Source organism: Phenylobacterium sp., assembly GCF_037968635.1.
GTDB lineage: Bacteria > Pseudomonadota > Alphaproteobacteria > Caulobacterales > Caulobacteraceae > Phenylobacterium.
The window spans coordinates 1-10,971 of sequence record NZ_JBBKVV010000192.1 but is presented as its reverse complement, the minus strand read 5'-3'; the positions used below and the strand labels follow the sequence as shown (position 1 = coordinate 10,971).

The 10,971-nt window shown below is 68.8% G+C and carries 12 protein-coding genes; 5 read left to right on the top strand and 7 right to left on the bottom strand.

Annotation, left to right across the window (positions count from 1 at the left end):
- A partial coding sequence (locus AAC997_RS20470; protein ID WP_340647558.1) for a helix-turn-helix domain-containing protein occupies positions 1–518 on the bottom strand: 518 nt, incomplete at its 3' end.
- Between the two features lie 238 nt (positions 519–756).
- Here AAC997_RS20470 and AAC997_RS20465 point away from each other — a divergent pair.
- Positions 757–1,650 (top strand): class I SAM-dependent methyltransferase, encoded by an 894-nt coding sequence (locus tag AAC997_RS20465; protein WP_340647557.1) that lies wholly within the window; start codon positions 757–759, stop codon positions 1,648–1,650.
- On the opposite strand, the gene AAC997_RS20460 is transcribed toward AAC997_RS20465, so the two are convergent.
- Both AAC997_RS20460 and AAC997_RS20455 read right to left on the bottom strand, forming a co-directional pair.
- Complete coding sequence (locus tag AAC997_RS20460) at positions 1,647–2,132, bottom strand: DUF305 domain-containing protein (protein ID WP_340647556.1); 486 nt, start codon at positions 2,130–2,132, stop codon at positions 1,647–1,649. The two genes, AAC997_RS20465 and AAC997_RS20460, sit on opposite strands and share 4 nt — an antisense overlap.
- 77 nt (positions 2,133–2,209) lie before the next feature.
- Positions 2,210–2,524, bottom strand: coding sequence for a helix-turn-helix domain-containing protein (locus AAC997_RS20455; RefSeq protein ID WP_340647555.1), 315 nt, complete (start codon positions 2,522–2,524; stop codon positions 2,210–2,212).
- A 116-nt stretch (positions 2,525–2,640) separates the two neighbouring features.
- Between AAC997_RS20455 and AAC997_RS20450 the strand changes: the two genes are divergently transcribed.
- A complete protein-coding gene (locus AAC997_RS20450; protein WP_340647554.1) occupies positions 2,641–2,967 on the top strand; it encodes a nuclear transport factor 2 family protein in 327 nt (108 codons plus the stop codon).
- Positions 2,967–3,740 (top strand): SDR family oxidoreductase, encoded by a 774-nt coding sequence (locus tag AAC997_RS20445; RefSeq protein ID WP_340647553.1) that lies wholly within the window; start codon positions 2,967–2,969, stop codon positions 3,738–3,740. The genes AAC997_RS20450 and AAC997_RS20445 overlap by 1 nt, the downstream gene beginning before the upstream one ends.
- A gap of 33 nt (positions 3,741–3,773) precedes the next feature.
- On the opposite strand, the gene AAC997_RS20440 is transcribed toward AAC997_RS20445, so the two are convergent.
- Positions 3,774–4,535, bottom strand: a complete 762-nt coding sequence (locus tag AAC997_RS20440) for a hypothetical protein (RefSeq protein WP_340647552.1) — start codon at positions 4,533–4,535, stop codon at positions 3,774–3,776.
- Positions 4,536–4,698: 163 nt separating this feature from the next.
- On the opposite strand from AAC997_RS20440, the gene AAC997_RS20435 reads away from it, so the two are divergent.
- Positions 4,699–5,850, top strand: a complete 1,152-nt coding sequence (locus tag AAC997_RS20435) for a saccharopine dehydrogenase NADP-binding domain-containing protein (protein ID WP_340647551.1) — start codon at positions 4,699–4,701, stop codon at positions 5,848–5,850.
- A gap of 42 nt (positions 5,851–5,892) precedes the next feature.
- On the top strand, positions 5,893–6,372 hold the full coding sequence (gene greA / locus AAC997_RS20430) for a transcription elongation factor GreA (protein ID WP_340647550.1): 480 nt from the start codon (positions 5,893–5,895) through the stop codon (positions 6,370–6,372).
- Here the strand turns inward: greA and AAC997_RS20425 are convergent.
- From AAC997_RS20425 to AAC997_RS20415, 3 genes are all read right to left on the bottom strand, one after another.
- Positions 6,369–7,379: an aminoglycoside adenylyltransferase domain-containing protein gene (locus tag AAC997_RS20425; protein WP_340647549.1), complete on the bottom strand. Its 1,011-nt coding sequence runs from the start codon at positions 7,377–7,379 to the stop codon at positions 6,369–6,371. The genes greA and AAC997_RS20425 overlap by 4 nt on opposite strands.
- A 161-nt stretch (positions 7,380–7,540) precedes the next feature.
- Positions 7,541–9,805, bottom strand: a complete 2,265-nt coding sequence (gene ptsP / locus AAC997_RS20420) for a phosphoenolpyruvate--protein phosphotransferase (protein WP_340647548.1) — start codon at positions 9,803–9,805, stop codon at positions 7,541–7,543.
- A gap of 263 nt (positions 9,806–10,068) precedes the next feature.
- Positions 10,069–10,905, bottom strand: a complete 837-nt coding sequence (locus tag AAC997_RS20415) for a Tim44 domain-containing protein (protein ID WP_340647547.1) — start codon at positions 10,903–10,905, stop codon at positions 10,069–10,071.
- Between the last annotated feature and the right edge of the window lie 66 nt (positions 10,906–10,971).

Sequence of the window (10,971 nt, the reverse complement as noted above, 5' to 3'; positions counted from 1 at the left end):
GGCAGGCCGACGGCGGAGGCTTCCGGGGCGTTGGCGGCGGGCGGGGCCTGCTCGCTCATGGCGCGCTGGGCGATGTTCCACATGACGATGGCGCCCACGATCAGCAGGCCGACGATGACGATGGCCATGACCCGCGGGTCGCCGTCGCGCCGCACGCCGACCGGTGCGCGCAGAGGCTCGTCCTGGGCCGGTTCATCCAGCTTGAAGCGTTCGACCGCGGCGTCGCCGTCCATGCCCAGCGCATTGGCGTAGGCCCGCACGTAGCCGATGGTGAAGGGGCGCGAGGGCAACTCCTCCAGGCGCATGTCTTCTATGGCCGCCAGATAGGCGCGCCGGATACGCGTGGAGTCAGCAACATCCTGCAGCGTCAGGCCGCGGAACTCGCGGGCCGATTTCAGGGCCGTGCCGATGTCAGGTCCGGTGTCGATGGTGGGCATATAGGTGTCCGCCAGACCGGGATCGCGCTCCCCGTCCGCTCGCAAATGCAGATTTGTAACCCCGCCAGTATCGAGAGGCATGGCTACCTGACACCCCACTGTTTGACCGCAGCTTAACTTCGCGGCCCCACCCCACTCCGCGTTATTGCGAAGTTGTTAATACAACTGAGTGGATATCACGCTAGACTACGGAATTCAATGCGTAAATTGGTCGCTGATGGTTAACTCGCCCCATGGGCGAGGCGCGAAAGCTTGGCCGTTATTTTGCGTCATCTCGCGCCGCTTGCGTCATGTTGGGACAACTCGGCCGGATTGGGGCGTGACCCTGTTCCCTCACTCGCCGCCTATCGCGGGGAACATGCCGCCCTGGGTCTGTGTCCAGGGATGGATCGTCTATAACGGCGCACCGGGCAGGGGGAAGACCGTAATGCGCGCCGATGAGGTTTCCCGAAACAACCAGCAGGGCTGGGACCGCCGGGTCGAAGAACAGGACGTCTGGACCCGGCCAGTCTCGGTTGAAGAAGTCGCTCGCGCCCGCCTGGGTGACTGGTCGGTGTTCCTGACCCCCAACATTCCCGTGCCCGGTGACTGGTTTGGCGAAATGGCGGGCAAGCATGTCCTTGCCCTGGCCTCGGGCGGCGGCCAGCAGGGGCCGATCCTGGCGGCGGCGGGCGGACGGGTAATCGTGTTCGACGCCTCGCCCCGGCAACTGGGGCAGGACGAGGCGGTGGCGGTCCGCGACGGCCTGACCCTGACCACGCGGCAGGGCTTCATGCACGATCTCTCGGCCTTCGCCGACGCCAGCTTTGACCTGATCTTCCACCCGGTCTCCAACTGCTTCGCGCCCGAGATCCTGCCGGTCTGGCGCGAGGCGCACCGGGTGCTGCGGCCGGGCGGGGCGCTGCTGGCCGGCTTCATGAACCCGATGGTCTATGTCTTCGACGCCGAAGCCGAAGACCGCGGCGAGCTGATCGTGAGGCATGCCCTGCCCTATGCCGACATCACTCACCTGCCGCCCGAAGAGCTGCAGCGCAGGATCGCCCGCGACCACACGGTGGAATTCAGCCACACCCTGGAGGCGCAGATCGGCGGCCAGTTGCAGGCGGGCTTCGTCCTGACCCACATGTACGAGGACCGCGACGGCGGCGCCCCCGATACCGGACGCTCCCGTTACTTCCCAACCTGCATGGCGACCCGCGCGGTGAAACCCTAGCGCACCGGCGCCAGGTCCGGCGCGTCCTTGCGAGGTGGCTTTGCTTCCAGATCGGCGATCAGGGCCTCCATCTCGCCGATCTCGCGGACCTGCGCCTCGATGATGCCATCGGCGAGCTTGCGCACGCGCGGATCGCGGATATGGGCGCGCCGGCTGGTCATGATCGCGATGGAGTGGTGGGGGATCATGGCCTTCATATAGGCCACGTCGTCGACGCTTTCCTGGCTGCGCACCAGCCAGAGCGCGCCAGCGAACACCGCGACACTCACCGCCAGGATGGCGATATTGGCCCGCCGGTCGTCGTACATCTTCAGCATGAACAGCAGCATGATGGGCGCCATGGCCGCGCCCATCACCAGCGCCATCCACATCCGTGTCTGGCTGAACCGCGCGTGCTCGATGGCGTAGGTGTTCAGGTACATCAGACCGAACATGACAACGGTCGATACCGCGATCATCGCGGCGAAACGCTTGTAACTCATGGATTCCTCCCAGCCTTCACTGGGAGGAAGAACGCCTGAGCGTCGGAACCCGTTCTAGGCGAAGTCCTGGTGGAACCTTAGGCGGGGGTCGTGGCAGGTCGGGCCGCGGCCCATTCCAGAAGGGAGTCCAGGGCTGGGCACATGGCCTGGCCCCAGTCGGTAAGACTGTACTCCACCTTGGGCGGCACCTGCGGATAGACGGTGCGGATGACCAGGCCGTCGCGCTCCAGGTCGCGCAATTGCTGGATCAGCATCTTCTGCGACACCCCGGGGATGGCGCGCTCCAGTTCAGAGAACCGAAGCGTCCCCTTGGCGAACATCTGGAAGATGATGACCATCTTCCAGCGCCCCTCCAGCATGCGGAACGCCGCCTCGACGCCAGAGGCCGCCATGTCCGGTGTGACGTCTTCAAGCTTACCTGTAGGTGAGTACCCTACCATTTTGTCGGTTCTTTCCATTCTGGAAGTATAGTCCATCTTGAGGGTTCAACCAGCGCAAAGGACACGCAATGACCCTCAAGCTCCCCGATCCCATCGGTCCCTACTTCGCCGCCGCCAATCGCGATGATCCCGATGAGGTGGCCGCCGGGTTCGCCCAGGACGCCCTGGTCCACGACGAGGGCCACGACATCAATGGCCGGGACGCCATCCGGGCCTGGGCGGCCGAGAGCCGCGCCAAGTACCAGTTCACCGCCACCCCAACCGCCATCGCGGCCGAGGCGGGGGAGACCGTGGTCACCGCACACCTCGTCGGAACCTTCCCCGGGAGCCCCGTGGATCTTCGCTATCGGTTCCAGGTGGCCGATGGGCTGATCAACCGCCTGGAGATCGGCTGATGGGCGATTTCGAAGGCAAGCGCGTCCTGGTCACCGGCGGGACGCGGGGCATGGGGCAGGCCACGGTGGCCCGGCTGCGAGAGGCCGGCGCCACAGTCTTCACCACCGCCCGCTCGGCGCATGAAGGCCTCGCCGCGCCCGATCTGTTTCTCGCCGCCGATCTTAGCACGCGCGAGGGCGTGGAGGCCTTGGCGCAGGCGGCGCTGGCGCGGCTGGGCAGGCTCGATGTGCTGGTCAACAACGTGGGCGGCTCGACCGCGCCCGGCGGCGGCTTTGCGGCGCTGGACGACCAGGCGTGGGAAACCGCGATCAACCAGAACCTCTATGCGGCGGTTCGCCTCGACCGGGCGCTGCTGCCCACCATGCTGGCCCAGGGCAAGGGCGTGATCGTGCATGTCTCCTCGATCCAGCGGCGCCTGCCTCTGTTCGACGCGACCCTGGCCTATGCCGCGGCCAAGGCGGCGCTCACCACCTATTCGAAGGGCCTCTCCAACGAGGTCGCGCCCAAGGGCGTCCGGGTCGTCAGCATCGCGCCGGGCTTCATCGAAACCACTGCCGCCACCGCCCTGGTGGACCGGCTGGCGGCCACCGCCGGGACCGACGCAGCCGCCGCGCGGCAGGGCCTTATGGACTCGCTGGGCGGCATACCCATAGGCCGCCCGGGCCGGCCGGAGGAGGTGGCCGAACTCGTAGCCTTCCTGGGGTCGGACCGCGCGGCGTCGATCAACGGGGCGGAGTACGTCATCGACGGCGGGACCACGCCCACCGTGTGATCGGGCGCGCGTCACCGCGCGCCCGTCGTGGGACTAGGCGTTCGCCGTGACCGGCGGCAGTTGGTAGGGCGGCGCGCCGGGCGGGCGGCCGATCCAGATCTGGCCGCTGCGGGCCATGACCTGACCGTCAGCGTCGAACAGGGCGACACCGGCGAAGTGCTTGCGGCCCTCGACCCGGTCGGCCCAGGCCACCACGACATAGGTCTCGCCCGCCTTGGGCTTCACCAGGACCTCACCGGCCATGGTGCCCAGCAGGCCAACGGGGGTCTCGGTCTTCATCCACCAGGCCATGGAGCCCGAGCAGTCCAGCGCCGCCCAGGTGATCTCGTCGGGGATGGTTCCGTCCGGATTGGCGAAGTTGGCGTGCGGGGTCCACAGGCCGGCGCAGGTTCCCTCAGGGGCGCCCTCAATCTGACCGACGTGAACGCCCAGGCCCTCGCCATCCTCACGCTCGATGCAGCAGGAGAAGCAGCCGCGATGCAGGGATTTCTGCGCGAACCGCGAGGCGCCCTGGAAGCGGCGGGCCTCGGCGATGGTCGGCGGGGCAGGCGGCATGGGGATCGCGTCGTCGGCGGCGGGCTTGGCCGAACCCAGCGGCAGGCCCTCGGCATTGGTCAACACGACCCCGCCGTCTTCACCCGGCGTCAGGGTGACGGCGACGTCCAGCGGCACCCCGCTGCGCAGCATGGCGCTGCCACGGCCGCCGACAGCATTGGAGAGCACGCCGCAGATATAGCCGCCGTTGGCGGTGACGGGCGGGCCGCGGAATTGTCTCGGAACAATGATCTCGGACATTGGAAATGGATCTCAGGTTCGATGAAATGAAAAAGGCTATGGCGGTTATCTGCCGTCGGATGGCGGACTCTGCAATGGGTCGGAGCGTCTCAGGCCCTCAACAATTGCGCGTCGGCCTCAATCGCGGCAGGGTCCGCGCCAACTCAAAAGGAAGGGCGTGCTCATGAACCCCAAGGCCGAATTCGACATCATCGTCTATGGCGCCACCGGCTTCACCGGTCGTTTGGTGGCCGAGTACCTTGCCCAGAAATACGGCGTCGGCGGCGACGTGACCTGGGCCATGGCGGGACGCAGCGCCGACAAGCTGGCCGCCGTGCGCGACGAGATCGGCGCGCCCAAGGACACCCCCCTGGTGGTGGCCGACGCGTCGGACCCGGCCTCGGTCAAGGCCATGGTCGCCCGCGCCAAGGCGATCCTCACCACCGTCGGCCCCTATCAGCTCTACGGTTCGGACCTGGTGGCCGAGTGCGCCGCCCAGGGGACCGACTATCTCGACCTCTCGGGCGAACCCAACTGGATGGCCGAGATGATCGGCAAGCATGAAGCGGCGGCGAAGAAGAGCGGCGCGCGCATCCTGTTCTCTTGCGGCTTCGACTCCATTCCCTTCGAACTCGGGGTCTATTTCGCCCAGAAGACGGCGAAGGAAAAACTCGGCGCCATGGTCCCGCGCGTGAAGGGCCGCATGCGCAAGATGCTGGGCGGTCTGTCGGGCGGCACGGCGGCCTCGGGCCGGGCCACCATGGCGGCCCTGCAAAAGGACCCCAGCCTATTCGCCTTGATGATCAACCCCTTCGCCCTGACACCGGGCTTCACCGGTCCGGCCCAGCCCCCCGGCAACAAGCAGGAACACGACCCGGACGTCGGCGCCGACGTGGGCCCCTTCATGATGGCGGCCATCAACACCAAGAACGTGCACCGCTCCAACCTGCTGCAGGGTCACCCCTACGGGGCCGACTTCGTCTATGACGAGATGTCGATCATCGACCCGAAGACGCCTGCGGCCTTCGCCGACATGCCCGCCGAGGGCGGCCCGCAGCCGGGCGAGGGTCCCAGCAAGGAAGAGCGCGAGGCCGGCTTCTACGACTGCCTGTTCATCGCCATCGCGCCGGATGGCCGCAAGGTCCAGGTCTCTGTCTATGGCGACAAGGACCCAGGCTACGGCTCCACCTCCAAGATCATCGCCGAGACCGCTATCGCCCTGGTGAACGCCCCCGATGTGGCCGGCGGCATCTGGGTGCCTGGCGCGGCCCTGGGGGACCGGCTGGTGAAGCGGCTGTCGGACAATGCCGGCCTGACCTTCAAGGTCGAGAGCTAAACCGGCCCCGGCGCGTTAGACGCTCAAGCCAGAGGAACCGCCATGAGCGTTGCGTTCACCAAGGAAGGGGATGCGGAGGCCACCGCCGCCGATCTCCCCGACCGCCCGATCTCGCCGCACCCCAACCTGGTGACGCCGCAGGGCATGGCCGCCATCGAGTCGGCCCTGGCCCAGGCGAGAGCCGACTATGCGGCGGCCCAGCACGCCGGCGGGATCGAGGCCGACCGCACCGCGATGGCCAGAGCCACCCGCGACCTGCGCTACTATGCCGCCCGCCGCGCCAACGCCCAGCTCATCGAGCCCAGTGACGACACCGACACCGTGCGCTTCGGTGGCGAGGTCACCATCGACCGGGAGGACGGCCGCCGGCAGACCTTCCGCATCGTCGGCGAGGACGAAGCTGACCCCGCCCACGGCAGCGTCTCCCACGTCTCTCCCCTGGCCCGCGCCCTGATGGGCAAGCACGTCGGCGACACCGCCATGCTGGCAGGCGCCGAGGTGGAGATCGTCGCGGTCTCCTAACCTCTCCGGCCCCGTCCGCCAGGGCGGATCGGGGAGGGAGCTGCCTGGCCCCCGCGCGTTCGCCCGCCCGCGTCCTGCCAGCGCGACCGCGAGGCGCCGTGCGCGCCCTTCGACGCCGCGCCCGCCATCGCCTCCCACTTCACGGCGTAGCGGACGAAGGCCAGGGTCTGGATGACATCCTCGGGATCAGCAGGCGCCAACTTGGTCGCCAAGTTCGAGCGCCCGATCGTCCAGGACCGATCGATCAGCCCTGACCACTTGGGATCCAGCCGGCCCTTGGCCCAGGCGCTGGCGGCCTTCTTGGAGGTCACCGTCCCGGTCTCCAGGCTGTGCAGCATCCGGCAGTACTGGGTGACGATAAAGGCCTGCAGCCAGTTCGCGTCGATGGGGATCGTGCCCCCCAGCCACAGCGTCGTGACCCGCCGGAACAGGGTGCGGATTTCCGTCCGCAGGGCCTCAGGCGTCACCGCGTCCACCAGCTCGCCGGGCTGCGGACCGGCCAGCGCGATCCCCTTCTCCCGCAGGCACCAGCGCACCACCTGGCTGTTGTCGTGCTCGGAGCGCACCAGGTGGTCGGCGCCGTTGTTCAGATAGAGGAACGGATAGGCCCGGGCCGGCATGTCGGCCATGCCGGGATCGGCCCAGCCGGGCGCGCGGGGCTCGTCGACCGGATCGCGCGGCTGGGTCGACCAACGACGGATGACGGCGGCGGGCGCATAGGACCCCTCCAGATGCTGGGCCCAGGGCGAGGCCAGCTTGAACAGCTCGGCGTGCATCGCCTGCAGGGCCGGCTGCTCAGCCAGGGAGACATCGCGCGCGGTGACGATCAGGAAGTCGACGTCACTCTGTTCGTCGGCGTCGCCCACCGCGAAGGAGCCCTGCAGATAGGCGCCGACGAAATTGTCGCCGAGCAACGCCTTGGCGCGGCTCACAAGCTGGTGGAGCACGCCGTTGAGATCGGCATACGGGGTCGCGCCCGCGGGCGCCGGGGTGTGGGATTGGGTCATGGAATATCCGTGGTCGGAACCGGCGCGCACGGGCGCGGGCTCTCGTTGAGCAATGAACGGGGAAAGCGAGGCGCGCAGGGCGCCGCCCGATCAGCTGTCTGTGGCCACGAAGACATCCTCCAACTGGAGGCTTGAGCCTAAACCCGCGCCGACCGATCCGTCTAGATGGCGACGGAGGTCTTGCGGGCCAGGGTCTCGATCTCGTTGCGGATCGAGCCGGCCGAGCTCTTGATCAGGGCCGAGACCCCTCGTCTGGCGGCTTCGCGGTCGCACGAGAGCACCATCTGTTTCACCGGCCCGAGACCGGCGGGCGGCATGGACAGCCGCTCGAAGCCCAGGGCCACCAGGACGAAGGCCTCCAGCGGACGCCCCGCCATCTCCCCGCAGACCGAGACCGGGGTCCCGGTCTCGGCGCAGGCCTGCTGAATCTGTTGCAAGGCCCGCAGCGCCGGCGGCGACAGGAAGTCGTAACGGTCGGCAACCCGCGGATTGCCCCGGTCGGCGGCGAACAGGTACTGCATCAGGTCGTTGGTCCCGACGCTGACGAAGTCGGTCATCGGCAACAGGGCGTCCAGGTGCCAGATCAGCGACGGCGCCTCGATCATGGCGCCCACCTCCAGCCGCGACGGCGCCGCGCGGCCGCGCCGCAGCGCCCAGGCGATCTCGTGGTCCACCAGGGCGCGAGCCGCGCGGAACTCGTCCACATTGGCCACCAGAGGGAACATGATCCGCAGCGGCCGTCCGCGCGCTGCGGCGATCAGCGCCCGTAACTGCAGCCGCAGCAGGGCCGGCCGGTCCAGGCCCATGCGGATCGCCCGCCAGCCCAGGGCCGGGTTGTCCTCCCGCTCAGCTTCCAGATAGGGCAGCACCTTGTCGCCGCCCAGGTCCAGCGTCCGGAAGGTCACCGCCATCTCGCCGGCCGCGTCCATCACCCGGCCATAGAGCGCGGTCTGGGCGTTGAAGCGCGGCATCTCCTCGGCCACCATGAACTGGAACTCGGTGCGGAACAGGCCGATGCCTTCCGCGCCGGTCTCGGCCAGGATGTCCAGGTCGACGTCCAGGCCCGCATTCATCAGCAGGGTGATCTTGGCCCCGTCGCGGGTGAAGGCCGGGGTGTCGCGCAGCTTGGCGAATTCCGCCCGCCGCTGGGTGCGGACCTCAAGCCTCGCCTGCAGCGCCTTGATGACGTCGGGGCGCGGCCGCAGATAGGCCTCGCCGGTCTCGGCGTCGACGATGACGGGGTCACCCTCCGACACCTTGTCGCGCAGTCCGGCCAGCCGTCCCACACAGGGGATGTCCAGGGCGCGGGCCACGATGGCCGCGTGACTCGCCGCCGAGCCCTCCTCCAGCAACAGGCCCTTCAGCTTGGTGCGGTCGTATTCCAGCAGGTCGGCGGGGCCCAGGTTGCGGGCGATCAGGATGGCGTTGGGCGGCAGGTCGCGGGCCTTGTGACCCTCGCCCGACAGGTGCCGCAGCAGCCGGTCGTTGAGATCTTCCAGGTCGTGCAGACGTTCGCGCAGATAGGGGTCGCGGGCCTGGCCCAGCCGGGCGCGGTGCTCGGAACGCACCCGCTCCACCGCCGCCTCGGCGGTCAGGCCGTTGCGCACCGCGTCCTCCAGACTGCGATTCCAGCCGCGGTCGTGGGCGAACATCCGGTAGGTGTCGAGCACCTCGTAGCTGGCCTCGACCAGCCCGTGCTGGCCGTCCAGCATCTCGTCGATCTGGGCCTGCAGGCTGGCGATGGCGGTGGCCAGCCGAACCTCCTCGGCCTGCACGTCGTCACTCAACAGCTTGGACGTCGCCACCGGCGGCTCGTGCAGGACCACGACCCCAAGCGCCAGGCCGTCGGCGAACTTGGCGCCCTTCAGCCGTTCCGGCCGGTGGGGGACCAGTTCGGCGTTCTTCAGCGCGCCTTCGGTGGCCAGTTCGCTGCTGGCCACCATCTCGGCCAGCACCATGGCGACGATCTGCAGGTCCTCGACCTCGTCGTCGGAATAGACTCGCTCGGTGCGGTTCTGGACCACCAGCACCCCGATGACCCGGCCGCCGCGCAGCAGGGGCACACCCATGAAGGCGTGGAAGGGGTCTTCGCCGGTCTCAGGGCGGTAGGAGAAGGCCGGGTGGTTTGGCGCGTCCGACAGGTTCAGCGGCCGGCCCAGGCGCAGGATTTCCCCCACCAGGCCCTCGCCGGGCTTCATGCGCGTGACGTGGACGGCGGTGGGGTCCAGGCCCTCGGTGGCGAACAGCTCCATGTCGTTGGAGCCGCCGCGCATGTAGAGCGAGCAGACCTCGGCCACCATCGAGCGCGCGATGATGCGCACCACCATGTCCAGGCGTGATTGCGCGGGCCCACCACCGGCCAGCGCCTCGCGGATCTGCCGCAGCAGGCTCCGCTGTCCTCGAATGGCGATGCCTTGTTGGGCCATCGTCCCCGCGCCTCTCCCTAAACTGCCGCCCCTCCGGACGGCCCGCGGCCAGCCCGGCCGTCTTGACCGCTCCCTAGCAGCTTTGAACGTCGGAACGGAGACGGAAATGCGTCTCCTCCCCCCAGGACTTGCCCAGATGATGGAAGTTTGGGCGGTAGGGCCCAGAGCCGGATGGCTGCTTTCGAAGCCTGAATCCGGCTCTCAACTTTTCAAATTGGAGCCCGAGTCAGCGATCAGGCGACTCCGCTTGATCGCATCGAGCCCTAGGCCTCCTGGATCGCCGCCAGCTTCCACGCGCCGTTGTTCTGGCGGGTGAAGGTCCAGTGCTCGGTGGTCTCGGTGGGGCTGGTGGCGTCACCCTCCAGGACCGCGCCGCTCGCGCGATCGCGCATGACGTCGACGCTCGAATAGCGCAGGGCGGCGGTGGCGTAGTCGGTGTCGCCCTCACGCCAGGCCTCGGCCACGTCGGCCTGCAGCAGGCGCACGTCGGACACCTCGTTGCGGCGGCCTTGGGTGGCGTTCTGGCTCAGTTCCTCGGAGAGGTAGGACATGATCTCCGGCGTCGTCCGCTCTCGCAGGGCGGCGTAGTCCTCGCGGCCGAAGGCGGCCTGGACCTCGTTCAGCAGCTCTTCGAACCGGTCGCGGTCGGCCTGGGTGACGCCGATCTCGTAGGTCTCCACGACCTCCGGGGCCGGGGGGACGGCGGTGGCGCCGCCGCCAAAGCCGCCGAACCCGCCGCTGGCGGGTTGTTCGAAACCCCGCGCGCCGTTGAGAGGCGTCACATTGTCCCGCGCGAAGCCGGCCGGCGCGGCGGTCGCCGCGCGGCGACGGCGGAACAGCATCACGATCAGGCCGACGCCGAGACCCAGGATCGCCAGCTGCATCAGGGTGTTCATCATCCCGGCGCCCATGCCGCCCCAGCCGTTGCCGAGGAACATGCCCAGCAGGCCACCGGCCACCAGGCCGCCCAGGATTCCGCCGCCCATGCCGCCGAGGAAGCCGCCGCGCCGGGGCGCCTGCGCCGCCGCCCCGGCCGCTGCCGGGGCCTGAGCCGTGGCGCCGGGACGGTCAGGGGTCATCGAGCGCTGGATCGGCGGCATGGGCGGCGGAATCCTGGGCGGCCTGGTGGCCGGTGGCCTGCTGGGCATGTTCCTCGGCAACGGCTG

What these genes read in the sequence shown, in the direction of transcription:
- AAC997_RS20415 (WP_340647547.1), bottom strand. Translation starts at nt 10,905, where the DNA reads ATGCCGCCGATCCAGCGCTCGATGACCCCTGACCGTCCCGGCGCCACG.
- AAC997_RS20435 (WP_340647551.1), top strand. Translation starts at nt 4,699, where the DNA reads ATGAACCCCAAGGCCGAATTCGACATCATCGTCTATGGCGCCACCGGC.
- AAC997_RS20425 (WP_340647549.1), bottom strand. Translation starts at nt 7,379, where the DNA reads ATGACCCAATCCCACACCCCGGCGCCCGCGGGCGCGACCCCGTATGCC.
- ptsP (WP_340647548.1), bottom strand. Translation starts at nt 9,805, where the DNA reads ATGGCCCAACAAGGCATCGCCATTCGAGGACAGCGGAGCCTGCTGCGG.
- AAC997_RS20460 (WP_340647556.1), bottom strand. Translation starts at nt 2,132, where the DNA reads ATGAGTTACAAGCGTTTCGCCGCGATGATCGCGGTATCGACCGTTGTC.
- AAC997_RS20445 (WP_340647553.1), top strand. Translation starts at nt 2,967, where the DNA reads ATGGGCGATTTCGAAGGCAAGCGCGTCCTGGTCACCGGCGGGACGCGG.
- AAC997_RS20450 (WP_340647554.1), top strand. Translation starts at nt 2,641, where the DNA reads ATGACCCTCAAGCTCCCCGATCCCATCGGTCCCTACTTCGCCGCCGCC.
- AAC997_RS20440 (WP_340647552.1), bottom strand. Translation starts at nt 4,535, where the DNA reads ATGTCCGAGATCATTGTTCCGAGACAATTCCGCGGCCCGCCCGTCACC.
- AAC997_RS20455 (WP_340647555.1), bottom strand. Translation starts at nt 2,524, where the DNA reads ATGGCGGCCTCTGGCGTCGAGGCGGCGTTCCGCATGCTGGAGGGGCGC.
- greA (WP_340647550.1), top strand. Translation starts at nt 5,893, where the DNA reads ATGAGCGTTGCGTTCACCAAGGAAGGGGATGCGGAGGCCACCGCCGCC.